The organism is Streptomyces sp. 2323.1 (genome assembly GCF_900221035.1).
Classification (GTDB): domain Bacteria; phylum Actinomycetota; class Actinomycetes; order Streptomycetales; family Streptomycetaceae; genus Streptomyces; species Streptomyces sioyaensis.
This window is the reverse complement of sequence record NZ_LT907981.1, coordinates 8062347-8085378: the sequence shown is the minus strand read 5'-3', so window position 1 is coordinate 8085378 and position 23032 is coordinate 8062347. Positions and strand designations below refer to the sequence as shown.

Below are 23032 nucleotides of genomic sequence, written 5' to 3'. Positions count from 1 at the left end.
GTTGCCATGCACCTCGACCACACCGAGACCTTCCCCCAGCGACACACGCACAGCGCCGAGCCGTTCCGCCCCGACGGCAGCCGACGTGCCCTGCGCGTCGGGCTGGGCGGCCCCGTCGGCTCCGGCAAGACCGCGACCGTCGCCGCCCTCTGCCGCGCCCTGCGCGACCACTGGCAGATCGCCGCCGTCACCAACGACATCTACACCCGCGAGGACGCCGAGTACCTGCTGCGCGAAGCCGTCCTGCCGCCCGAGCGCATCACCGCCGTCGAGACCGGCGCCTGCCCGCACACCGCGATCCGCGATGACATCTCCGCAAACCTGGAAGCCGTCGAGCACCTGGAAGAGACCATCCAGCACCTCGACCTCGTACTCGTCGAGTCCGGTGGCGACAACCTGACCGCCACCTTCTCCAAGGGCCTCGTCGACGTGCAGATCTTCGTCATCGATGTGGCCAGCGGCGACGACATCCCCCGCAAGGGCGGCCCCGGCATCACCACCGCCGACCTCCTCATCATCAACAAGACCGACCTCGCCCCGCACGTCGGCGCCGACCTGGACACCATGGCCATCGACGCGAAGCGACAGCGCGGCGATCTTCCCGTCCTCTTCACCGACCTCACCTCTGACGACGGCGTCCGCGACGTCGCCGACTGGGTGACCGGCCACCTCGCCCAGTGGCGCGCCGAGGCAGCCGCGGTATGAGCCCCGCCCCCCAACTCGCCGCCGCCCGCGCCCCCGCGGCCAGCGGCGGCCCAGAGTCCGCCGGACACCCGCACGGCGTACGAGCCACGGCCCGGATCCGCGCCGCACACAACGGACGCGTCACCACCCTCCCCCAACTGCACAGCGACGGCCCCTTCCACCTGCGGCACGTACGCAGCGACAGCAGCGCCGCCAGGGTGGGCATCATCGGCGCGATGAGCGCCCCGCTCGGCGGGGACCGGCTCACCCTCGACATCACCGTGGAGGACCGCGCCGAACTGGAAGTCACCACGGCCGCCGCCACGCTCGCCCTGCGCGGCCCCACCACCCACGCGGCCACCTACGACGTACGGCTCACCGCCGGGGAACACGCCCAGCTGCGCTGGCTGCCACAGCCCCTGATCAGCGCCGCCGGCAGCAACCTGCGACAGACGTACACCGTCGAACTCGCCGCCACCTCACGGCTGGTGCTGCGAGAGGAACAGCTCCTGGGCCGGGCCGCCGAGGAACCGGGTCATCTCGTCAGCCGCATCCTCGTCCACCGCGCCCGGCACCCACTGCTCGACCAGCACACCGCGTACGGGCCCCCGGAACCCGGCTGGGACGGCCCGGCCGTCCTGGGCGGACACCGCGCCGTCGGCCAGCTCTTGGTCGTGGACCCGCGCCTCGACGTCCCACGGAATCCCGTACTGCTCGGCGAGGGCACCAAGGACGGGTGCGCTGTCCTGGCACCGCTGGCAGGCGGCCCGGCACTGCTCGCCACCGCCGCCGCACCCACCACTGCGACGCTGCGGGACCTACTCGACGAGGCACAGACGCACGCGCGGGCCCTCGCCCCCTGACGCGAACAGGCCGCCGCCCGCTTGGGCGGCGGCCCACGGCCCCGGAGGTGGTCAGCCAGGTACCCGTCCAGGAACCAGACACCCAGCACAGCAGCATGTGACCGGCCCCGGACGGTTTCCTCGGCGGTGACAACACCGCGGCCGGGCATGTGCCGCCCGGGGCCCGACGCTTCGTGGCCGGCCCCCGGCCGGTGCGATGGCGGACGGCACTCAGGGACGGGCGAGAAGGCTGACCACCGGGTGATGTCGGGCAGTTGGCCGAGGGAGCCGGCGTTGGGGTGGGCCATGGTGGTCTTCCGCAGCGCCGGGACGTCCTTGCCGCCGGCCGCCCACTCGGGTCAGGCCCGAACGAGGAAACACGACCACTCCGGTGCGGAGGCCGGGGTGAGGGGCTGAAGGCCGAGAACCAGCGGCTCCATGTGAAGAGCGAGGCACGGTCGCCGGCCTCGGCCGAATGATCCGCGGTGAGGTGACCCTCGAAGCCGGACGTGCTCCGAAGGCAAGGGAGTTGGTTCGGCGCACCACTGCACCGACGCCCTGTGAGCTGCGTCACTCACCGCTGGCCGCTCGGACACACGAACTGCCTGGCCAGCGCCCCTCTCCCCCGCCCACCGACCGCTTGTTGGCTGGATACGTCAGTAATATGTCATTGCAGCCAGTGCGATGATCGATACAGGCTGTGACCGTGTTGGAGCGACGTGTTGTTGTGGTGGTGTACGCGGGGGCGATGGCCCTGGACATCACCGGACCGATTGAAGTGTTCGATACCGCCAACCGGCTCCTCGACCCGTCGGGCGCCCCCTACCGTGTCGACTTCGTCTCCGCCGACGCACCGCTGGTGCGCACGAGTTCAGGAGTGGTGGTGGCAGCCGAACCCCTGGAGGCGGGACAGGGGCCGATCGACACGCTCCTCGTGCCGGGCGGCTGGAGTCTCCACGACGCACTGCGGGACCGGGGGCTGATCTCCTGGATCGGCGGGGCGGCGGCCCGGTCGCGCAGAGTCGCCTCCGTGTGCGGCGGATCCTTTCTGCTGGCCGAGGCGGGCCTCCTCGACGGCAGACGCGCCACCACCCACTGGGCGTACAGCGAAGCGATGGCGTGCCGCTATCCGGAGGTGACGGTGGACGCCGAGCCGATCTTCGTCTGGGACGGCCCCTTCGTGACCTCCGCAGGCGTGTCGACAGGCATCGACATGGCGCTGGCTCTGGTGGAGGCCGATCACGGTGCGGCCCTCGCGCTGGAGACGGCACGGTTTCTGGTGCTGTTCCTCAAACGGCACGGAGGGCAGTCCCAGTACAGCGCAGTCCTCGACGCCCAGTTGGCCGATCATCCGCCGATCAGGGCAGCGCAGGAGTGGATTCTGGGCAACCTGCACAACCCGCTGACCGTGGCCGAGATCGCCCGGCAGGCCAACATGAGTGAGCGCAACTTCGCCCGCGTCTTCCGCCGCGAGGTGGGCACGACCCCCGGCCAGTACGTCGAGCGGACGCGTATCGCCCACGCACGCGAACTGCTGGAGACCACCGAACTGACGATCGGCCAGATCGCCGGCCGCTGCGGATTCGCCGCCCCCGAGACCTTCTTCCGCTCCTTCGCGCGAACCCTGGGACTCACCCCCAGGGAATACCGGCACCGCTTTCAGGTCATCTCGCCGGCCGGCCTCGTCGACCGGCACCACGAGAGGGACAGGAGCCCCGTATGACCAGCACGACCTCGGACCTGCGCGACGCGGAAACGGTACGCCTGGTCGACCATCTGGTCGCGGAACTCGCCAGGGCCGGCGTCAGCCACGTATTCGGCGTCGGCGGCGCGAACATCGAGGACCTGTATGACGCCGTGCACCGCTGCGGCACCGTCCGCGGCGTCGTCGCCAAACACGAGTTCTCCGCCGTCACCATGGCCGACGGATACGCACGCACCACCGGGCGCATCGGCGTCGTTGCCGCCACCTCGGGCGGTGGGGCGATGAATCTCGTACCGGGCCTGGCGGAGGCCCATGCCTCGCGGGTGCCCGTGCTGGCGCTGGTGGGCCAGCCGCCGACCGGTCAGGATGGCCGGGGGGCGTTCCAGGACTCCAGCGGCAAGGCGGGCTCCTTCGACGCTCGGGAGGTTTTCGACCCCGTCTCCCGGTTCTGCGCCCGGGTGGATGACGCGGACTCGCTCGTGCAGTTGCTGCCCCGGGCAGTGGCGGCGGCCCAGGCCGATCCGCGCGGGCCGGCCGTACTGTTGCTACCCAAGGACGTGCAGCAGGCACGGATCCGGGTGCCCGTCCGTGGCGCGGCCCCGACACCATGCGTGTCAGCGCCGACGGCATCGGCGGCGCGGCTCGACGCAGCCGCCCTCATCACCGTGTCGGACACCCTTCGCAAGGCCGGCCGCGTCCTCATGATCGCCGGCGAGGGTCTCGCCGCCGCGCACGCGCGTACGGAGCTGGCCGAACTGGCCCGGCGCCTCGGGGCGTGGGTCGCGGTCACCCCGGACGCCAAGGACGTCTTCGACAACCATGATCCCCGATTCGCAGGCGTAGCCGGGGTGATGGGCCACACCAACGTCGAAGACTGTCTACGGCGGGCCGACGTATGCCTGCTGGTCGGTACCCGGCTGCCGCTCCTGGCACGCGGCGGCCTCGACCGAGCCCTGGCCACCACCGACGTCGTCTGCCTCGGCCCCGAACCGCCGTTCGTGGCAGGAACCGCGCTGGGCGGGGACCTGCGGGACGCGCTGCGCGCGGTGACCGCCCGCCTGCCGCCCGGCCCACGTCCCTGTCCGCCGCACGCCGGTCCCCTTCCCGCCCCCATGCCGAGCCGGCTTTCCCAGGCCCGTGGGCGAACCATCCCCTACCTTCAGGCGGTCGCCGCGGTGGAAGCGGCGCTCCCCCAGGACGCACACGTCTTCGTGGACGCCGGCAACGCGGGGGCCAGCGCCATCCATCTGCTCCCGGCGCCGCGCCGCGGCCGCTTCGTAGTGGCGGTCGGCATGGGTGGCATGGGCTACACCTTCGGTGCCGGCATCGGCGCCGCGCTCGCCACCGGCCGACGCACCTACGTCCTCGCCGGAGACGGGGCCTTCTTCATGCACGGGATGGAAGTGCACACCGCCGTGGAGTACGCCGCGCCCGTGACCTTCGTGATCTTCAACAACAACGCCCACGCCATGTGCGCGCTGCGCGAGGAGTTCTTTCAGGGCGGCGTCCGCGACGACGACCTGTTCGCCCGGACCGACCTCGCCGCCGGAGTGGGCGCCGCCTTCCCTTTCCTGGATGCCACAGGGGCCGGCGATGCGGCACAGCTGCGCACGGCGCTGCTGCGCGGCAATGCGGGCGGCGGCCCCGCGTTCGTCGCAGTGGACTGCGACCCGCGGGAGATCCCGCCGTTCCTTCCCTTCCAGTCCTTCACCGACATCACCGAGAGCACCAACGGCAGCGAGAACAAGGAGGGTTCGGATGAGCCAGGAGTCGTCCACGTTGGCTGACATCCCCGGTCTGCTACGGATCGAGAACGCCGGCAAGGAGGAACTGACCGCCCACTGCATGGAACTCACCCACGCCGTCTACCCCCACCATCAGGTCTACGGGCGGTACTGCACCATCCACGAGTACGTCGACTGCCCCCCGGAGGCGGCCTACGACTACCTGCGTCAGGGGCACCACCTTCAGGAGTGGACCTGCAGCCTGCGGGACTTCGCGCCCTCCGGCACACCGGGGCTGTGGGTCGGTCACGACCGGCTCGAGGACGACACCAGGATCTACTGCGAGGTGGTCGCCAACCCCGAGGCCATGACCGTGGACTACCACTGCTCGTGGGACCAGGGCGAGAAGCTGTGGATGATCTACCTGATGCGCGTCGTTCCGGCCCGGCTGGTGCTGGACGCGCCCGGTTCGGTGATCACCTGGACCAACTGCCGCCACCCCTACTACGACACCAACCCACATCCCGAGAAGGCGCCCCGCCCGGAACGGCCCTGGGTGGGCGACTACTGGGACCTCTTCTACGCGGGGCACACGGTGGAGATGAACAACCTCAAGGCGATCCTGGAACACCGCCACCGTAACGGCCTGCCGGTCAGCGTGGCTCCGTCAAGGGCGGTGGCACAGTGACGACGGTCAGCCTCACCGACGTCGCGAGCTACCTTCCCGGCGAACCGGTGCCCGCGGAGTTCTACACCGAGTACCCCGGAGCCGAGGACAAGCTACGTGACCACCCCATGTTCAAGGTCCCGCCGTTACGGCACCACGTGGCCTCGGACGAGACGAACGCGGACATGGTCGAACGCGCCGTACAGCCTCTGATCGAACGGCACGGCAAGAAAGAGATCCGAGGCGTCGACGTGCTGTTGGTGCACAGCCAGTTGCCGGACCTGCCGTTCGTGGGCGCCGGCACCGAGGTGGCGCGCCGCCTTGGCCTGAACCCGGAGTGGCTCGTCGACGTGGCCAACGCGGGCTGCGCCTCCTTCGTGTACATGCTGAAGCTGGCCCGGCAGATCCTCACCACCACCGATGCGAGGAGCGCCCTGATCTGCAATGCCCAAAGCGCCGCGGGTCAGTGGTTCGCCCAGTCCCAGGTGCGCCGGCTCGCTCAGGCCGCGATCCCGGGAGACGGCTGCGGTGTGGGGTATGTGACGACGTCGTCCGACGCACCGGTCCTCGACGTGGAGACCCGGCACATCGGCAGTTACGCCGGGGACATGACCATAGCGGTCGACGACGGCCGCAAGTACTGGGAACCGGGAGAGTCCCAGCTGCGGATCGGGTTCACCGACGCCGGCGTCGCCAAGGTCCTGGCACGCGGGAACCGCCTCGTTCCCGAGGTGGTCACGAACCTGTGCCGACGGCTCGGCGTGGCGACCACCGACATCGACGTCCTCATCACCAACCAGCCCAACCGCACCTTTCTACGGAACTGGCGGGAGGCACTGCAACTACCGGACGAACGGCACCTGAACACCTTCGACGAGTACGGGAATCTGTTCGGGGCGGCGATCCCGATCACCCTGGACCACGCGATCAGCTCCCGGCAGGTCGAGGACGGCGACCTGGTGGTGCTCGGAGGATTCGCCCACGCGGGCGACTTCGCCGGTGCCGTCGCCGTCCGCTGGCACGGTGGACGGAACTGAGCGGTGGACATCGCCGTACTGCACCCTTGCCCCCGACAAGAGCCCGTATCCACGCTGCCTCGCGAGGCAGATGCAACTCCGGACGGCACACCTGGGCACACCTGGACCGCACGACCGGCCGGGCCATACGACGCTACAAGCGTGAAAGCCCCGCTGCCATCGTCGGCAGCGGGGCTTTGAAGTTTCGCGGGTGCCACCTGCACTGGGCCGGGTCATCCTCAATGGGCGACAGGTGGACCGCTGCTCTTCAGCGAGGCAGGCTTTACACATGCGGTCGCGCTTCCGCTCGTCTCTTCGGCCTGAAGTGGCTGGTCATAGCCGGATCCTCTTCAGACTCGCGCAGTGTGTACCCTTCACGATCATCCTGGTCGGCCTGGGCATCGAACTCTCGCCCGCGCACTTTCTGTATACGGGCCCGCTACTCACCGCGATGCCGGCGCTGGCCGCGCTAACGATGGGCCCCAAAGGTACGCTCTCGGCCGCAGCTGGTGCCCTGACTGTCAGCATCACCACCACCACCCTTCACGACGCGTGGGGTGGCATGCAGGGCTACAGCAACCTCCTGGGGCTTCTCGTGGTCTCGGTGGCGAGCGTCGTGACGAGTAACGCTGTGCGCAGGCAGAGGCAGACCGAGCTCGACCAGGTCCGGAGGATCGCCGTGGCCGCACAGGAGGTCCTGCTGCCGCCGGTACCCGCCCGGCTGGGGCCCGTACGGGCGGCCGGCATGTACCTCGCCGCCGAGGCCGGGGCGCAGATCGGCGGTGATCTGTACGAGGCCGTGCAGACCCGGTACGGGGTCCGGATGCTCGTGGGGGACGTCCGGGGCAAGGGACTGCCCGCTGTGCGTGCCGCTGCCGCCGTACTGGGTGCCTTCCGGGAGTCCGTGCACTACGAGGACGACCCTGCGGAGGTCATGAACCACTGCGCCTCCGCCCTGCAACGCCAGCGCGCCATGCCCGGCGTTGATCAGGAAGTCCAGATGGAAGGCTTCGTCACTGCGCTTGTGGCCCAGCTGTCAGCGGACACCCCTGAAGTCCAGCTGGTCAACCGCGGCCACCCACCCCCGCTGGTGCTGCACCACGGCAAGGCCCATCCCCTCATGCCCACCACACCGCTGCCGCCCCTCGGGCTGGAAGACCTCATCACCGGTCCTCCTCCGGAGGCGGAGAGCTACCCGTTCGCCCCCGGCGACCGCCTGCTGCTGCACACCGACGGCGTCATCGAGGCCCGGAACCGCGACAACGACTTTTTCGACCTTGCCAAGGCCATGGAGGCCGTGAACGCCGTTACCCCCCAGGAGTTCCTGGAGCAGCTGCACCCGGCATTGCTCCAGCACTCCCAGGGCCACCTAGCGGATGACGCCGCCATGCTCCTTGTCGAGCGGCTCAACGAAGAAGACGGCACGTGTGCACGCCAGCGTGAAGGAGAGCCACGTGGGCAACAGGATTGAGAGCCGGCCCTACCGGGTGACGTGCGACAGCGCCTGAGTGGAGGCGATCCGAGGCACCACCGTGTGTGGGAGGCGTAGCTTTACGCGAAACGCTGCTGGAGTACAGGCACTGTTTCTTGGATCTCCTGACGTGGACGGGGTGTTGGGGTCAGGCCGGCTGTATGGGCCATGGGGATCTGACGAATGCGGAGTGGGGTCGGCTGGAGCCGTTCTTACCGCGTGGCGGTGGGCGTGGTGGCCGGTGGAGTGATCACCGGCGGGTGATCAACGGGGTGCTGTACCGCGTCCGGACGGGTGTGCAGTGGCGTGATCTACCGGAGCGGTTCAGGCCGTGGGAGACGGTCTATAAGCGGCATCGTCGCTGGTCAGGGGATGGGACGTGGAAGTTGCTGCTGTCTTGCGTCCAGGCAGCCGAGGACGCGGCGGGCGGGATCGACTGGGATGTGTCGGTGGACTCGACAGCGGTGCGGGCCCACCAGCACGCCGGCGGCGCAAGGAAAGCTTCGCCCGTGAATCCGAGAAACAGTGCCTAGGTCCCGACCGCACAGGACGACGGCCGGCCCGGCCGTATCGGCCGGGCCGGTCGTCGTCTGCGGTGCTACCTGTTCGCGACCGCCGCTTCCCGGAGGACCCCGCCCGGCCCCGGCTCCGTCCCCAACGCCCGGTCGAGGTCGGCCCACAGGTCCTCCGCGTCCTCCAACCCCACCGAGAGCCGCAGCAGCCGGTCGCTGACTCCCGCGCCGCGGCGGTCGTCGGCGTCCACGATGCGGTGGCTGATGGACGCGGGGTGCTGGATGAGGGTGTCGACGCTGCCGAGGCTCACGGCCGGGGTGATCAGTCGGACGCCCGCGATGACGTCGTGGGGGTCGCCGGCTACCTCGAAGGCGACCATGGCGCCTCCGATGCGCGGGTAGTGGACGCGGGTGACGCGCGGGTCGGCGGCGAGCCGGCCGGCCAGCTCCGCCGCGTTCGAGGACGCGGCTCGGACCCGTACGGGCAGCGTCGACAGACCACGGAGCAGCAGATAGCCCGCGAGCGGATGCAGCACTCCGCCCGTGGCGAACCGCACCTGGCGCAGCCGCCCGGCGAACTCCTCGTCGCAGGCCACCACGCCGCCCATGACGTCTCCGTGGCCGCCCAGGTATTTGGTGGCGCTGTGCAGGACGAGACGGGCTCCCTGCTCGACGGGGCGTTGCAGCACGGGGGTGGCGAAGGTGTTGTCGGCGAGCAGCGGGACGGAGCCGCAGGCGTGCGCGAGGGCTTTCAGATCGAGTTCGGCGAGGGTCGGGTTGGCCGGGCTTTCGACCATCACCAGGCCGGTGTCGGGGCGCAGCGCGTCCGCGATGCCCGCCGGGTCGACCCAGGTCACCTCGGAGCCCAGCAGCCCTGCGGTGAGCAGGTGATCGCTGCATCCGTACAGCGGTCGTACGGCGACGACATGGCGCAGGCCCATCGCGTTGCGTACGAGCAGCACGGCGCTCAGCGCGGCCATCCCGGTGGCGAACGCAACCGCGCTCTCGGTGCCCTCAAGACGCGCGAGGGCGGTCTCGAAGCGGGCGACGGTCGGGTTGCCGAGGCGGCCGTAGACGGGCAGGCCCTCCGGTTCGGCACCGTCGTCCGCGAAGGCGTCTATCCGGGCGGCCTCGCCCCGGCTGTCGTACGAGGGGTACGTCGTGGACAGGTCGATCGGCGGGGCGTGCACCCCCTGCCGCGCGAGGTCGTCCCGCCCGGCGTGCACCGCCTCGGTGGCGAGCGCCCGGGGTGCGGGCACGCCCGGGACACGACGACCGGTGCCGTCGGGAGATTGGCCGGTTCCCTGCGGGTCGGCCGGTACGTCATATGCGTCAAAGCTGCCGGAGTCCATGCGCAGGATTCTGAACACTGAGCGGGATCGGAGCGCCGGACCCCGTGCTACGTTCGACATATGACCGATTCTGTCGTACTGGATCCGGTGGACCTCCATCTGCTACGGCTGCTGCAGAACGACGCACGGATGACGTACCGCGATCTCGCCGCGCAGGTCGGTGTCGCGCCTTCGACCTGCTTGGACCGGGTGACCAGGCTGCGCCGCTCGGGAGTGATTCTCGGCCATCAGCTGCGGCTGGACCCCGCGAAGCTGGGCCGAGGCCTGGAGGCACTGCTGTCCGTGCAGGTCAGGCCGCATCGGCGGGAGTTGGTGGGGCCGTTCGTGGAGCGGATCCGGGCGCTGCCGGAGTCCATTACGGTCTTCCATCTGACCGGGCCCGACGACTATCTCGTCCATGTCGCGGTCGCGGACATGGGGGATCTTCAGCGGCTGGTCCTCGACGGGTTCACCTCACGGCCCGAAGTGGCGCGCGTCGAGACCCGGTTGATCTTCCAGCAATGGGACTGCGGCCCGCTTCTGCCGCCCCGGCCCGACGGCGCTCCCGCCCCCACGACCACCTTCGACCATCAGGCCCCCGGGAACCCCGGGGCCTGATGCGTATACCGGTCCAAGCCGGAGCCACAAGCTCGGCTTCAGTGGCGGCCGCCCGCCGAAATTCGACAAGGACGAGTACAAGCAGCGGCATGGTCCTTCCATGACCTGTGCCTCGCGAGAACGGGCGGAGACTGGTTTATGGGGCTGCTCGAAGCCGACGGGTCAGTAGTGTGTTGGGCCGACTACGGCTCCGATCTCAGAGAAGCCATCCGGGGGCTGTGAGCCGCCCGGCGACTGCCCTTGATCCACTTTCGCAACAGGCCCTGGTGACCCGACCTCGCCATGGTCACAGTTCAGTAACGCACGACCCATCCCGCAAGTGTGACATTGTACATGTCACATAATTCCTCCATGAGAAGAGTCACAGCCTTGATAGCGGCCGTCGCCGCAATCGGCGGAATGACAGCGGGTGTTACGCCTGCCTCTACCTCCCGGTCAGCACCCGAGGGCGTCGGTGAAAGGAAGCTCGCCTGGAGCTCCTGCCACGACACGACGACCCCCGCGCTGCAGTGCGCCATGCTCGAAGTGCCGCTGAGCTATGCGCATCCAAACGGAACCAAGATCAAGATCAAGGTGAACCGGCTCCCGGCCACCGCCCCCAAGGACAAGCAGCAGGGCCCGATCCTGCTGAACCCCGGCGGTCCCGGCGACTCGGGTCTGTGGATGCCCGGCTACATCTCCGGAAAGATCCCGCACGACGTCGCCTCGACCTACGACTGGATCGGCTTCGACCCTCGCGGCACCAACGCCAGCACCCCACACGTCACCTGCGACCCGCACTACTTCGACGGCGAGCGGCCGGACTATCAAGTCAGCCAAGGCACCTCGAAGGTGTGGCTGGAGAAGGCGGCCAAGTACGCCGCCGACTGCGCCGCGAACTGGAGCTGGTTCCTGCCGCACATGACCACCGTCGACAACGCGCGCGACATGGACAGCATTCGTCGGGCGCTTGGCGTCCAGAAGATCAACTTCTACGGTGGCTCGTGGGGCACCTCGCTGGGCTCGACATACGGCCAGCTCTTCCCCTCGCATGTGCGCCGGATGGTGCTGGACAGCATCGTCGGCCCGACCATCGACTGGTACGACCACAACATCCTGCAGGACAAGGAGCACCAGCGCCGATTCGACGCCTTCGCGGCGTGGACCGCCAAGGCCGACTCCGTCTACCACCTCGGCACCGACGCGGCCGCCGTCGAGAAGAAATACCGCCAGGTCGAAGCCGTGCTGCGGACCAATCCGGTGGACGCCGCCCCGGCCCCTGGCAAGATCGGCCCCGCCGAGTTCGAGGACACCTTCTACGGCGGCGGCTACAACTTCCTGCGCTGGCCGCAGATGGCGACCGTGCTGTCGGCCTACCTCACCAAGAACGACACCCGCCCGCTGAACATCGCCTACAACCGCTACGCAGCCCCGGGCGCTGACGACGGCACGTTCCCGGCGTACAACGCGGTCCAGTGCACCGAGAACAACTGGCCGCGCGACTGGGAGTTCTGGAAGAGGGACCAGGCCAAGGTCAACGCCATCGCGCCCTTCTACACCTATAACAACATGTGGTACAACGCTGCCTGCATGTTCTGGCCCTACCAGGGCGACCATTCCGGCCGGCTGAAGATCACTGGTAAGGGCTTGCCCCCCGTCCTGCTCTTCCAGGCCACGGAGGACGCCGCCACCCCGTACCCGGGCGCTGTCGCGATGCACAAGGCGTTGCCCGGCTCCAAGCTGGTCGTCCAGAACGGCGGCAGCTTCCACGAGATCCTCTTCCACGGCAACGCCTGCCTGGACGACACCTTCACCGCCTACCTGCGGGACGGCAGCCTCCCCACTGGCAAGGGCTTCATCGCCAAGACCTGCGCCCCCGAACCCGACCCCACCCCGGTCTATGTGACCCCGTCCCCCTCCGCTACGAGGGCCGGGCCTGCTCTTCGGGCCACCGACCCCCAAGCGATCCACGGCACGCGGTAACAGATTCAGCGCTCAGCACCGCAACTGCGTGGTGTGGTGCCGAGGCCGCAGCTTTATCGGCTGCGGCCTCGGCGCTTGTAGTGGCTGCGCACAATGAGGTCGATCGGTCCTGGCTGCCCTGTCCAGAGCGGTAGTTGAGCGTTCGATCCGGTGTGGGGACGTCGCCGTGGATCGTGCCGGATGAGCTGTGGGACCACCTTGAACCGCTGCTGCCGCAGCGTGCGAGGCGCTTTCGGTATCCGGGCCGCAAGCCGTTGCCGGACCGGGAGGTGCTGTGCGGAATCTTGTACGTGCTGCACACCGGGATCCAGTGGGAGTACCTGCCCAAAGAGCTGGGCTTCGGCTCGGGCATGACCTGCTGGCGCCGGCTGCGGGACTGGAACGAAGCCGGAGTCTGGCACCGGCTCCACGAGGTCCTGCTGGCCGAGCAGAATGCGGCCGTGCGGCTGGACCGGTCCCGTTGTGTGGTCGACTCCTCCCACGTCAGGGCCCTAAAAGGGGGAACCACGCGGGCCCGTCACCGGTCGACCGGGGCCGAGCCGGCTCGAAGCATTACCTGATCACCGACGGACACGGCATCCCGCTCGCGGCCCTGCTGACCGGCGGCAACCGCAACGAGGTCACCCAGCTGCTGCCCCTGCTCGACGCGATCCCACCGGTCCGCGGCCGGGTCGGCCGTCCCCGCCGCAAGCCGGACTCACTGTTCGCCGACCGCGGCTACGACCATGACATCTACCGCGACCAGGTCCGCGCTCGCGGCATCGTCCCCGCGATCGCCCGCCGCGGCACCTTGCACGGCACAGGGCTGGGCACCTACCGCTGGGTCGTGGAGAGGAGTTTTGCGTGGCCGCACGGCTTCCGACGGCTGCGCATCCGATGGGAACGCAGGGCCGACATCCACGAGGCATTTCTCAAACTCGCCTGCTGTCTCATCACCCATCGACAACTCGGCTCATTGTGTTAGCCGTTGTAGCGGTGGAGGGCGCCGACGCAGCCAGCTCTTCAAGATACGGGACACCACCCCACTCGCCCCAACGCCAGTCCACCCCGGACGGGGACCAACCGTGCCCGCAGGGAAGTGCTTGTTAACGTCAATGCATGACGGCTTGCATGGAATGCGGTTTCGAATACGACCTTGCCCTGGCTCCCACAGTCTCGGCGCTCGTCAAAAGCCACGCGGATACATACGCGGATCTGCTGCAAGCCGAACCATCGGCACTGCGGCGGCGCTCCGCGCCGCACGTGTGGGCACCTCTGGAGTACGCCTGCCACATGCGCGATGTGCTCCTCGCCCAGCGGGAACGGGTACTGGCCGCGCGACGTTGCGATACGCCGGTTGCCGAGCCCATGGGACGCGACGAGCGGGTCGAGCACGACGGATATGCCCACCAGCAGCCCGCCGACGTCGCCCGCCAACTCCAGGACGCGGCGCTACTGTTCACCAATGTTCTGGACCGACTGTCGCCCGCCGATTGGGAGCGCGCACTGATTTACCCCTACCCCGAGCGGGAGGAACGTTCACTGTGCTGGCTCGCCGTGCACACCCTGCACGAGCTGCGCCACCACCTGCTCGACATCCGTCGCCAACTGGAACACCACAACGGGGACCAGTGCGATTCCGCCGACGCTCCCTCGGCATCGGCCCAATGACCCAACCTCGCCGACTCCGGGCCGGCACGGCCTCTGTGGCGGCGCGTCCTGACGCCGTGGGGTGCCAGGGGACCGTCACGTGGAACCGCCGTACCGCCGCGCCCCCTCGGTGGTCGGTGGGAAGCAGGCCCCGGCCGGGAAGGCGGCCGGGGCCTGCCATGTCCGGGGCCTGGCCGGAGGTTCGGAGACAGGGAGCTTCAGGCCGTGCGGTCTGCTGCGCTGCGCCTCAGGGGCAGTACCCCCGAGGGTTTGGATTGCGCGGATCACGAGAGTGCCGCGGAGGAAAATCTGGTTGTTCGTGGCGCAGAAGTTCGCGTCGCCGTTCGGCACCCGCGTGCAGTCACAATGCCCGCCACCCCGACGTCCTGGCCGCCCAGCGCCGTGAACGTGCCCGCATCCGCAGTGAGCGTCAGCAGCGCTGGGGCCGCCCACGTCCCGAAGCGGCGTGATCATGCGGGGAGTCACTCCAGTCGATGCCTGAGGTCACTCACTTATTTCGCCAACCGGAAGTGCACGATGGCGATGGTGTCGGTCGGCTCGATCTGGGGGTAGTGAAACCGCAGTCTGTCGTGAAGCTCGGCGAGATCACGGAAACCGTCCGCTCGGGCGTCCGACTCGCTCAGCTGGGCAATCGTCTTAGCAGTGACCTGCGTGACGACTCCCGGTAGTGCCACCTCGTCGTCCAACTCGAACACCAGGCTCACCGGGCCCGTCTCCACCGGGTCACGGAAACGCACCGTGGTCGTCTTCTGTTCGGCGCGTACTGCATCGAGATAGTCAGGATGGAAGTACAGGGTCTGAGTCGCCGTTGAGTGCTGCCATGAAGTGCTGTCGTCCATTCGGCGCACCCTAACGGAACGAGCAAACCCTCCGTGTCACACAATCCGGTGGATGCCCCGGGCCTCGGGCCGGTGAACGTTTCCGGTCACAGCACTAGCGAGGGTGCTGCCGCCAACCGTTCCGGCTAGGGCGTGTTGCGACAGGGGGCCTGCCGGAAAAGCGTTTGACGCTCGTCGGCGTCCGGCGGTCGGATGACGTGCCATGAGCACAGGGCACATGCATCCCGGGATGTATCCCGTCGACGAGGACCTTGTACACCGGCTGATCGCCGGTCAGTTTCCGCAGTGGGCGGGGCTGGTGGTGGAGCGGCTACCGTCCGGCGGCACGGTCAACGCCATGTACCGGCTGGGCGACGACATGGTCGTACGGCTTCCGCTCGTGAAGGGCGGGGCCAGCGACGTATCGATGGAACGAACGTGGCTGCCCCGGCTCGCGCCCCACCTGCCCACACGCATCCCTGAGGTGCTCGGAGCCGGGCAGCCCGCCGAGGGTTATCCGTGGCCGTGGTCGGTGTACCGGTGGCTCACGGGAGAGAATCCCGAGGCGGGGGCGCTGAGCGACCCGGTCGTGCTGGCCGAGGATCTGGCCGAATTCGTGACGGCGATGCGGAGCATCAGCTTGCCCGGGGCGCCGCAGGCCCACCGTGGCGGGCCGGTTGCCTCGCTCGATGCGGCGACCCGGGCAGCGATCGAGGAACTGCGCGGGATCCCGCAGGAGGGCGTCGACTGTGATGCCGCTGCCGCCGTGTGGGAGGAGACGCTGCGGGCCCCGGGCTGGGACGGCCCGCCGGTGTGGCTGCATGCCGATCTCATGCCGGGCAACGTGCTGGTGGAAGGTGGCAGGCTGACCTCAGTGATCGACTTCGGGTGCCTGGGGGTGGGTGATCCGGCGTGTGATCTGTTCCCGGCGTGGAATCTGCTGCCGGCCGCAGCGAGGGAAGCCTTCCGGGAGGCGCTGGGTGTGGACGACGCGACCTGGATCCGCGGCCGGGGGCGGACGCTTTCGCAGGCACTGATCGCGCTGCCGTACTACCGGAGGACGAACCAGGTGATGACGCGCAATGCCCGGCATGTGATCCAGACGGTGCTTGCCGAAGGCTGAGGCATCCCACGTGGCGTGGGGGACCGAGCTGGTCACAGCCATTCGCAGCGCAACCGTCGGCCGCCGCGACGGTGTGTGCGGTGCGGTGCGCCGGACGCGTCTGCGGTGCGGTGTGACGTGCCGGCGGACATCGTCGACCCCTCCTCGCAGGGTGGTGCGGAGTCGCTTTCCGAGGGGGCGTTCGATGAGGCTGTGGATGAGCCAGGCGGTGGCCAGCATGAGCGCGGTCACCAAGGCCACCAAGGCCGGGGCGGGGATCTGGTCCCGGTAGTGGTGGATGAGGGTGATGCCGATGTTCATGTGGATGAGCTCGTGTCCGTGGCACGGCCCCACGGCCGGGCGAGGGCGACGTAGTGGTAGAACACCACCATCAACGCGGCCAGCAGCCGCAGTCCGTCGAGTGCGGCAAGCCTGTTCCCCGAGCGGCGCTCGGTCATCATGCAACCCTCCAGGCGCTCTGATCAGGAGCGCTCCGTGCCTGAAGAGCTCACAGGCTGCACAGCACCGTGAGTACGTCGTACGTCATACGCCGTTCGTGCTGTCACCCGCAGACGAACGGCGAGCCCTGCGGCGGGGCGCGATACCGGCCGCAGGGATCACAAGCGGAAGCCGGCACCACGGCCGAGCCGGCGGAAAGCTGGTTCCCCTCCCCTACGTGGGGGCTTCCGCACCCCGATACGGGTTGTCAGCCGCGTCCGGTGAACTTCTCTCCGACGTTGAGCCGGCGCAGGTTGGCGAGGACCTGCGGGTCCTGGGCATCGAGCCAGTCGCACAGCTGGCGGAAGGAGACCATCCGGACGTCCTTGTACCTGCCGCCTCCGATGTGCTTGATCGTCTCCTCGACGGCGTCCATGTAGATGCCGCCGTTCCACTGCTCGAAGTGGTTGCCGACGAAGAAGGGCGCCCGGTTGGTCTCGTAGGCCCGCTGGAAGCCGGCGACGTAGGCGTCGGTCGCCTGCTTGCGCCAGCCCGGGTAGTTGGCCGGCGGGCCCTTGGTGGAGTTCTGGGACTGGTTGAACATCATGTTGTAGTCCATCGAGAGGACTCCGAGAGGGCGGCCGGCGAACGGGATCGTCTGGAGCGGGAAGTCCCACAGGCCCTGCTTCTTGGTGGGCCAGACCTGGAGGCCGCCGGGGGAACTGGCGTCGTACCGCCAGCCGCGCTTCTTCGCTGTCGGCAGCAGGTTTTCCTGGCCCAGCAGGCACGGTGTACGGCCGCCGACCAGTTCCTTGGTGTAGTCGAACGGGAGCGGTTCGAGGTCGGTGAAGCCGGTGTTGGTCCGCCATTTGGTGACGAAGTCCATGGCCTGCTCGATCTCGGAGTCCCACTGGGCCGGGGTCCAGTGCTTGACCGACCCCTTGTCGGCAGGCGTGTCGCCGCAGAAGTGGCCGTTGAAGTGGGTGCCTATCTCGTGGCCTTCCAGCCAGGCCGCGCGCACGTTCTTCAGCGTCTCCTTGATGTGGTCATCGGTGAGGTAGCCGATGGCGGAGGCGCCGACGGGGTTGTTCGGTGGCCGGTACAGGCGCTTCTTCGACTCGGGTAGCAGATACAGCCCGGAAAGGAAGAAGGTCATCGAGGCGTTGTGGTCGCGGGCGAGCTTGCGGAACCGCGGGAAGAGGCCGTTTCCCACCTCGCCCGCCCCGTCCCAGGAGAAGACCACGAACTGGGGCGGCTTCTGTCCCGGCTTCAGCCGCTCCGGCTTGGGCGGCTGCTTCGGCTGCTTGCCGGTGTAGCTGGTCGAGCCGTCACCAATGGGCTTGCTCTTCGCCGTCTTTCCCGGCTCGGTTCCGACCTTGCCGGAGGCCGACGATCCGGAGGATGAGCAGCCGGCGACGGAGAGCGCGGCCGCCGCTCCTATCCCGAGTCCACATATCCCCCGGCGGCTGAATTCACGCATAACGGTGCCATCGCATTCATTCGACGTTCTGGTAAATGGGGCGCCCAGAGAAGTGGGTCACCCGAAAAGAGTGGGAGCCGGATGCTGGGGTTCCGATTCGGCCCCGAGAAGGAGAATTCTCAACGGAGTGACGCGGGTTGCGTACGCTCCGAAGTCATTGGAGGGTCCCCGGGAGCTTTCCCTCGCCGGAAGCCGTCCCTGGAACGCCTGCCACGATGTTTGTGGTCGGCGCTCCGCAGACTGCCGGCGGCACCCCTGCCTCCAGGAACGGGCCCCGCAGCCCCCGCCCCTTTTCCGTCTTCGCGGCCTTCCTGGCGCGACCGTCGGTGCCCGACGTCGTCTTCTGCATTACGTGCTCCCCCGTTCGACGTGCGGGGCAGAAAGCTGAAGACCTCAGCGGCCCTCAACCCACGCCCTTGGACGCACATGACTCTCACGGAGATCGCTAGCGAACCGGTAACGCCTCACTAACAACCGTTGCGGTCCCAGCCCTGTGCGATGGACACACGCGAACAGCCAGGAGCGGATGTGGGGCTGCTCATGGACGGTTCTTCCTTGGCCGGGCGATCGGTTCGCAGGCCAGGGGGGACCGACGTGGCCGGCTGCTTCGACCGGTGGGGCAAGATCGAGCACTGCTACGGGGCTCTGCCGGCGGCCGAGCGGGCCGCACGCAGGAGATCCGACGCGGAGCAGGGAAGGCCGTACAAGAGTCCGCCCTACGGGTAGCTCCTTGCCGGCCGTCCAGAGGCCGAAGTGAAACGGTCCGTGACCGGCTGCCGAGGCCACGGACACCGTTCGGAGCTAGTTTGCCCGGCGCTGAGCTGTCTCGTGTGAGAGAGATGCCTGTGCATCGTCGAGAAGGAAGGTCTCGTTCTCCCCGAGGTCCGGGGCCTGGAAGGGGTTCGTCGCCGGAGGTGGCGATGCCGCAGTGGCATAGCGGGGCGCCCCTTCCGGAGCGGAGAACAGCGAGGTCAGGTCGATGAGAGGTCTCCCATTGGTTACAGGGTCATGAAGGTGCCTGGCATGCCGTGACCGGCACAGCGGTTCTACAGCTTGCTCATCTTGGCGTACGGACTCAAGATCCGCTCCTGAGCCGGACCGAAATCGACGAGCGCCGCGATTCCCTCCTCGATACCGATGACCCGGCCGAGGCCGTACATGTCGTGTGTGACCTGGTCGCCCACGGCAAACTGCTTGGGTGCCGGTGCGACCGGGGCCTTGAAGGGGCTGGTGGACAGATAGCGCTTCGGTGCAGCTGACTTTGTCATTGCCACCAGTATGGGCCTACGCGTACCGCTCGGTGCGGCTGTCCGCATCCGCCGTTCGTCACAGGGGCCGGACGGCGACGAGTGCTTGGCGGAGAGGGGCTGCGGATTCCTGGCGTGGCCTCGGCCGTCTCTGCCCCGGCCTCTCAGTCGAAAGTGCTGGCCAGGTAGGCGTTGCGGACTCTGATGAGGTGGGGCATGTAGCGGCCCAGGAGGACTCTGTCGACGATGCGTCCGACAGGCCCCCCTGGTGAGGCGAAGTCGATGACGTCTCTCATCACGGTGCCGCCGGCGCCGTCCGGTTCGAAATGGTGGGCGTGACGCCATCGCTTGAAGGGCCCGGACTCCTGCTCGTCCACGAAACCTCGGGGCCGGTCGTATACGGTGATGCGGGCCTTGAGCCGCCAGGTCAGGCCGAAGTGGCGGGCCTGGAAAGTCACCGTGTCACCGAGCGACAGTTCGCCCCGGCGCCTGCCATCCACCACTCGCTCCGACGAAGCGGCCATCGATCGGGTATGTGCCTGCACATCCAGGCACACCGCGAACACCTGGTCCGGGGGTGCGGCGACGGCTGTCACGACCTCGAAATTCGGCACCAGCCCATCCTAGGCGAAGTTCGGGGACGGCACCCCGCCCCGTTCCCACGGCGGTCCCTTCCCCACGGCCTCCTCAACGAGCGGCGGAAGGGACTACACGGGCACCTCCTCGCAGCCGGTGTGCCCCTTGCAATGTCTTCCACTGTGTGAGGGTCAAGTCGTGCCGCGGCTTCGCCGGCCTTGGTCTTGGTGACAGCCAGCGTGGCGAGGTGACAGCTGTCTCGGCTCGGCACGATGAGCCGCGCATGGCCGTGGGCTGCTAGGTTGCGTCGAGGCGAACGCGCGTACGGAGGCAGTGCTGTGATCGGGCTGGGAGCAATGGCAGGGATCGCGGTGGTGGAGCTCGGCATGGTGCTGACGCCAGGGCCGAACATGATCTACCTGGTCTCCCGCTCGATCGCCCAGGGCCGCCGGGCGGGGCTGATCTCGCTGGCCGGGGTCTTCCTCGGCTTCCTGGTCTACCTCTTCGCGGTGTCCGCCGGTATCGCCACCGTCTTCGCACTGGTGCCGGAGATCTACCTGGTGATCAAGCTGGCCGGAGCGGGCTACCTGCTCTGGCTGGCCTGGAAGGCTGTCCGGCCGGGCGGCCGATCCGCTGTCGTGACCCAGGAGTTGGCGCAGGACGGGGCCCGCAAGCTCTTCCTGATGGGCTTCCTCACCTGCCTGCTCAACCCCAAGGTGGCCATCCTCTACATCTCGCTGCTGCCGCAGTTCGTCGACCCGGCGCGCGGCCATGTCGGCCTGCAGGGGCTGCTGTTGGGGCTGACTCAGATCGCGGTGGGGGTAGCGGGCAACGCGTTCTTCATCGTGACGGCCGGCTCCGTCGCCGGGTTCTTCGCCCGGCACCCGCTCTGGCAGCGCCTGCACCGCTATGCGATGGGCACCGCGCTGGCGGGCTTCGCCGTCAGGATCGCCACCGAACGAACGGGCGCGGTGGTCGCCCTGCGCTGACAGCTGACAGCTGGGCGCTGAGAGCGACCACCGCAGGTGGGCTGACCAATCGTCAGCCGATGTTGCTGCGAGGAGATCTTCGTCGACGCGTCCGCCCCTCGTATTAGCTCCTCCAAGGCGCGCGAGGATTTCAGGTCTAAGGCGCCTTGTCCCCGGGGCAGGGGTGCCCACGGCAGATCCGGCGCATCTGGTGCCCCAGTCGGCCTCACCTTCGTCACGTACGAGAACCCGTCCGGCATGCACACCGCCAGCGACCGCGTCCGGGCGTTCAAGACCGGCCCGCAGGCCGATTGGTTCAACCACGTCAACGTCCACGACCAGGCCGACCACTTCATCCCCTGGGAGAACCCCGACGCCTGGGTGAGCGACCTGCGCCGCACCTTCCACGGCCGCAGTCCCTGAACGACCCTGCGGGCTCGTCTGACGACGGGCCAGGCAAACGTTTCCTGGCGGGGGCGTGCGCATCGGCCGACCGGCCCGCACCGCCCGCCACGCCGTCTGCCTGAGCCGGCCTCCCTGCGGGACCCGCTCTGACGCCGTGCACTGATCCACCAGCGATTACGGGACAGACCTTAGTCAAGGGTGTACGCCTCGTAGTGGACGGCCTCGGGGGTGCGGGCGCCCGAGGCTACGGCCAGGGTGCGGTTCAGCCACCGGTAGCGCTCGTCCCCGGTCTCGAAGCGGCAGAAGAGCCGGAAGTAGTACTCGGCAGGGTCCACCGCCTCTCCGGCGGCCAACCTCCGGAGAACCTCGGGTGAGCCGTGGCGTACGCCGCTGGTGGAGAGGTAGAGATGTGCGCCATCGTGGGTGCGCAGCGTGGAGCGGGTATCGATGCTGGCCATGCCGTCGTCGGGGTGCAGCACCTGCCAGTCCGCGCCGCCCGGCAGGATCACCCCGGACAGTCGGGGCCCTTCGAATGTCCCGCCGACGATGTTGATCACTCGGCGGCGGCCCCAGTGCGAGTCGCCGAGGTCGAGGATCGGGTCCAGTCTCACCTCGAAGACGGCAAGACTCCTCAGGTTCACCGCACGCTCCACGACGCGCGCTCGTTGAGCAGGGTCGGGTCGAAGCCTGCCGTGCGCTTGTACGAAGCGGCGATCTCCGCGCGCTCCGCGAGCGGGACGGCCTGTTCGATGTCCTTGAAGCCTCCGGGAGCCCGCTCGTGGGCGAGCCTCAGTACGACGTCGGGCCCCTGGCGCCGGTTGGCGAGTTGGAGCGCGGTGGTGGCGGGTCTGCGGATGTCCTCGTACGCGGTGGCGGCGCCGGTCGTGGCGAGCGAGTGGGCGAGTACCCGGGCGTCGATGATCGCCTGGGAAGCTCCGTTGGAGCCGACGGGGTACATCGCATGCGCGGCGTCGCCCAGGAGGACGACGTCATCCCTTGTCCAGTACGGCAGGGGCTCGCGGTCCACCATCGGGTACTCGAAGGCTGCCTCGGCTCCCGCGATGATTCCCGGTACGTCCAGCCAGTCGAACTTCCAGTCGCAGAAGTGCTCCACGACTGTGGCCAGGTTGGCGGGGCGGTTCCATTTTCCGCGCTCAGGCAGTTCGCCGTCCAGCGGCCGCTCGGCGATCCAGTTGATCAGCCGTCCGTCCCCGATCGGGTAGGCGACGAATTTCTGCGTGCCGTCTCCGGCCATGATCATGGACCGGCCGGTCAGGAACGGTTCGCCGTAGGTGGTGCCCCGCCACAGCATGAGCCCGTTCCACGGCGGCGCCCCTTCACCGGGGAAGAGCGCGGCTCTGACGGCCGAGTGAATGCCATCGGCGCCGACGAGCAGGTCGGAGTCGTGGCGCAGGCCGGTGATCCGGCTCCCGGTTCGGACGGAGTGTGCACCCAGGCGCTCGCGGACGGCGTCCAGCAGCAGCAGTTGCAGCCTGCCCCGGTGCACCGAGTACTGCGGCCACCGGTAGCCGGCGCCGAGCCCGCGCGGTTCGGACCAGATCGCCTGCCCGTACCGGTTGAAGTACGCCAGCTCCGCGGTGGGGACACCGATCGCGGCCAGCCGGTCGGCCAGGCCGAGTTCGGTCAACTCCCTTACCGCGTGAGGGAGGAGGTTGATCCCGACGCCGAGCGGACGGATCTCCTGGGCCGCTTCGTGTATGACGATGTCGTCGAGTCCGGCCGCATGCAGGCTGAGTGCGGTGGCGAGCCCGCCGATACCGCCTCCTGCGATCGTGATCCGCACAGCACCCTCCCG

General features: G+C 68.6%; 21 protein-coding genes and 3 pseudogenes. 16 read left to right on the top strand and 8 right to left on the bottom strand.

Features of this window, described 5'->3' with window-relative positions:
- Nucleotides 1-6 precede the first annotated feature (6 nt).
- The 8 genes and pseudogenes from ureG to CPH93_RS34790 form a co-directional block, all read left to right on the top strand.
- Entirely contained in the window at nt 7-705 is a 699-nt protein-coding gene (gene ureG, locus CPH93_RS34825; protein WP_096215160.1) for an urease accessory protein UreG, read from the top strand.
- Entirely contained in the window at nt 702-1547 is an 846-nt protein-coding gene (locus tag CPH93_RS34820; RefSeq protein WP_096215159.1) for an urease accessory protein UreD, read from the top strand. The genes ureG and CPH93_RS34820 overlap by 4 nt, the downstream gene beginning before the upstream one ends.
- A gap of 685 nt (nt 1548-2232) precedes the next feature.
- Nucleotides 2233-3249 (top strand): GlxA family transcriptional regulator, encoded by a 1017-nt coding sequence (locus CPH93_RS34815; RefSeq protein ID WP_231977089.1) that lies wholly within the window; start codon nt 2233-2235, stop codon nt 3247-3249.
- The gene (locus CPH93_RS34810; protein WP_096215157.1) at nt 3246-5018 is read left to right on the top strand and encodes a thiamine pyrophosphate-binding protein; all 1773 of its coding nucleotides are present in this window, start codon (nt 3246-3248) and stop codon (nt 5016-5018) included. Before CPH93_RS34815 ends, CPH93_RS34810 begins: the two co-directional genes overlap by 4 nt.
- Nucleotides 4990-5643, top strand: coding sequence for an SRPBCC family protein (locus CPH93_RS34805; RefSeq protein ID WP_096215156.1), 654 nt, complete (start codon nt 4990-4992; stop codon nt 5641-5643). The genes CPH93_RS34810 and CPH93_RS34805 overlap by 29 nt, the downstream gene beginning before the upstream one ends.
- Nucleotides 5640-6659, top strand: coding sequence for a ketoacyl-ACP synthase III family protein (locus CPH93_RS34800; protein ID WP_096215155.1), 1020 nt, complete (start codon nt 5640-5642; stop codon nt 6657-6659). The genes CPH93_RS34805 and CPH93_RS34800 overlap by 4 nt, the downstream gene beginning before the upstream one ends.
- A 268-nt stretch (nt 6660-6927) precedes the next feature.
- Nucleotides 6928-8109 carry a PP2C family protein-serine/threonine phosphatase gene (locus CPH93_RS34795; protein ID WP_096215154.1) on the top strand — a complete coding sequence of 394 codons (1182 nt, stop codon included), beginning with the start codon at nt 6928-6930 and terminating at the stop codon, nt 8107-8109.
- A 161-nt stretch (nt 8110-8270) separates the two neighbouring features.
- A pseudogene (locus CPH93_RS34790) lies at nt 8271-8609 on the top strand (IS5 family transposase); the annotation flags it as partial.
- 98 nt (nt 8610-8707) lie between these two features.
- On the opposite strand, the gene CPH93_RS34785 reads toward CPH93_RS34790, so the two are convergent.
- Nucleotides 8708-9973: a trans-sulfuration enzyme family protein gene (locus tag CPH93_RS34785; protein WP_231977088.1), complete on the bottom strand. Its 1266-nt coding sequence runs from the start codon at nt 9971-9973 to the stop codon at nt 8708-8710.
- Nucleotides 9974-10033: 60 nt separating this feature from the next.
- Here CPH93_RS34785 and CPH93_RS34780 point away from each other — a divergent pair, with 60 nt between their 5' ends.
- The 5 genes and pseudogenes from CPH93_RS34780 to CPH93_RS37700 form a co-directional block, all read left to right on the top strand.
- Nucleotides 10034-10570: an Lrp/AsnC family transcriptional regulator gene (locus CPH93_RS34780; RefSeq protein ID WP_096215152.1), complete on the top strand. Its 537-nt coding sequence runs from the start codon at nt 10034-10036 to the stop codon at nt 10568-10570.
- 351 nt (nt 10571-10921) lie between these two features.
- Nucleotides 10922-12532 (top strand): alpha/beta hydrolase, encoded by a 1611-nt coding sequence (locus CPH93_RS34775; RefSeq protein WP_231977087.1) that lies wholly within the window; start codon nt 10922-10924, stop codon nt 12530-12532.
- A 152-nt stretch (nt 12533-12684) separates the two neighbouring features.
- Nucleotides 12685-13496 (top strand): IS5 family transposase gene (locus CPH93_RS34770; protein ID WP_231977508.1). Its coding sequence is split into 2 segments (ribosomal slippage): nt 12685-13008 and nt 13011-13496, totalling 810 coding nucleotides; the frame shifts between segments, so codons are not numbered across the junction.
- A gap of 134 nt (nt 13497-13630) precedes the next feature.
- Nucleotides 13631-14182, top strand: coding sequence for a DinB family protein (locus CPH93_RS34765; protein WP_173909938.1), 552 nt, complete (start codon nt 13631-13633; stop codon nt 14180-14182).
- 344 nt (nt 14183-14526) lie between these two features.
- Nucleotides 14527-14631: pseudogene (locus CPH93_RS37700) on the top strand (integrase); the annotation flags it as partial.
- Between the two features lie 42 nt (nt 14632-14673).
- Here the strand turns inward: CPH93_RS37700 and CPH93_RS34755 are convergent.
- Nucleotides 14674-15021, bottom strand: coding sequence for an ASCH domain-containing protein (locus CPH93_RS34755; RefSeq protein WP_096215147.1), 348 nt, complete (start codon nt 15019-15021; stop codon nt 14674-14676).
- 202 nt (nt 15022-15223) lie between these two features.
- Here CPH93_RS34755 and CPH93_RS34750 point away from each other — a divergent pair, with 202 nt between their 5' ends.
- A complete protein-coding gene (locus tag CPH93_RS34750) occupies nt 15224-16123 on the top strand; it encodes an aminoglycoside phosphotransferase family protein (RefSeq protein WP_197708724.1) in 900 nt (299 codons plus the stop codon).
- A gap of 296 nt (nt 16124-16419) precedes the next feature.
- On the opposite strand, the gene CPH93_RS36010 is transcribed toward CPH93_RS34750, so the two are convergent.
- The 4 genes from CPH93_RS36010 to CPH93_RS34730 all read right to left on the bottom strand — a co-directional run bounded on the left by CPH93_RS36010 (nt 16420) and on the right by CPH93_RS34730 (nt 19881).
- On the bottom strand, nt 16420-16563 hold the full coding sequence (locus CPH93_RS36010; RefSeq protein ID WP_159395120.1) for a hypothetical protein: 144 nt from the start codon (nt 16561-16563) through the stop codon (nt 16420-16422).
- 245 nt (nt 16564-16808) lie between these two features.
- Nucleotides 16809-18020, bottom strand: a complete 1212-nt coding sequence (locus CPH93_RS34745) for a hypothetical protein (RefSeq protein ID WP_093481371.1) — start codon at nt 18018-18020, stop codon at nt 16809-16811.
- Between the two features lie 1046 nt (nt 18021-19066).
- On the bottom strand, nt 19067-19288 hold the full coding sequence (locus tag CPH93_RS34735) for a hypothetical protein (protein ID WP_096215144.1): 222 nt from the start codon (nt 19286-19288) through the stop codon (nt 19067-19069).
- A 143-nt stretch (nt 19289-19431) separates the two neighbouring features.
- On the bottom strand, nt 19432-19881 hold the full coding sequence (locus CPH93_RS34730) for an SRPBCC family protein (protein WP_096215143.1): 450 nt from the start codon (nt 19879-19881) through the stop codon (nt 19432-19434).
- A 300-nt stretch (nt 19882-20181) separates the two neighbouring features.
- Between CPH93_RS34730 and CPH93_RS34725 the strand changes: the two genes are divergently transcribed.
- Nucleotides 20182-20832, top strand: a complete 651-nt coding sequence (locus CPH93_RS34725) for a LysE family translocator (RefSeq protein ID WP_096215142.1) — start codon at nt 20182-20184, stop codon at nt 20830-20832.
- Nucleotides 20833-21021: 189 nt separating this feature from the next.
- Nucleotides 21022-21234: pseudogene (locus tag CPH93_RS34720) on the top strand (epoxide hydrolase); the annotation flags it as partial.
- A 170-nt stretch (nt 21235-21404) separates the two neighbouring features.
- Here CPH93_RS34720 and CPH93_RS34715 read toward each other — a convergent pair.
- Nucleotides 21405-21857, bottom strand: coding sequence for a DUF3237 domain-containing protein (locus CPH93_RS34715; protein WP_231977084.1), 453 nt, complete (start codon nt 21855-21857; stop codon nt 21405-21407).
- The gene (locus CPH93_RS34710) at nt 21854-23020 is read right to left on the bottom strand and encodes a flavin-dependent oxidoreductase (RefSeq protein ID WP_096215140.1); all 1167 of its coding nucleotides are present in this window, start codon (nt 23018-23020) and stop codon (nt 21854-21856) included. The genes CPH93_RS34715 and CPH93_RS34710 overlap by 4 nt, the downstream gene beginning before the upstream one ends.
- Between the last annotated feature and the right edge of the window lie 12 nt (nt 23021-23032).

Bases quoted from the DNA above. Each gene is read 5' to 3' on its own strand.
- ureG (WP_096215160.1), top strand. From the start codon at position 7: ATGCACCTCGACCACACCGAGACCTTCCCCCAGCGACACACGCACAGC.
- CPH93_RS34820 (WP_096215159.1), top strand. From the start codon at position 702: ATGAGCCCCGCCCCCCAACTCGCCGCCGCCCGCGCCCCCGCGGCCAGC.
- CPH93_RS34810 (WP_096215157.1), top strand. From the start codon at position 3,246: ATGACCAGCACGACCTCGGACCTGCGCGACGCGGAAACGGTACGCCTG.
- CPH93_RS34805 (WP_096215156.1), top strand. From the start codon at position 4,990: ATGAGCCAGGAGTCGTCCACGTTGGCTGACATCCCCGGTCTGCTACGG.
- CPH93_RS34795 (WP_096215154.1), top strand. From the start codon at position 6,928: ATGCGGTCGCGCTTCCGCTCGTCTCTTCGGCCTGAAGTGGCTGGTCAT.
- CPH93_RS34785 (WP_231977088.1), bottom strand. From the start codon at position 9,973: ATGGACTCCGGCAGCTTTGACGCATATGACGTACCGGCCGACCCGCAG.
- CPH93_RS34780 (WP_096215152.1), top strand. From the start codon at position 10,034: ATGACCGATTCTGTCGTACTGGATCCGGTGGACCTCCATCTGCTACGG.
- CPH93_RS34775 (WP_231977087.1), top strand. From the start codon at position 10,922: ATGAGAAGAGTCACAGCCTTGATAGCGGCCGTCGCCGCAATCGGCGGA.
- CPH93_RS34765 (WP_173909938.1), top strand. From the start codon at position 13,631: ATGACGGCTTGCATGGAATGCGGTTTCGAATACGACCTTGCCCTGGCT.
- CPH93_RS34755 (WP_096215147.1), bottom strand. From the start codon at position 15,021: ATGGACGACAGCACTTCATGGCAGCACTCAACGGCGACTCAGACCCTG.
- CPH93_RS34750 (WP_197708724.1), top strand. From the start codon at position 15,224: ATGAGCACAGGGCACATGCATCCCGGGATGTATCCCGTCGACGAGGAC.
- CPH93_RS36010 (WP_159395120.1), bottom strand. From the start codon at position 16,563: ATGATGACCGAGCGCCGCTCGGGGAACAGGCTTGCCGCACTCGACGGA.
- CPH93_RS34745 (WP_093481371.1), bottom strand. From the start codon at position 18,020: ATGCGTGAATTCAGCCGCCGGGGGATATGTGGACTCGGGATAGGAGCG.
- CPH93_RS34735 (WP_096215144.1), bottom strand. From the start codon at position 19,288: ATGACAAAGTCAGCTGCACCGAAGCGCTATCTGTCCACCAGCCCCTTC.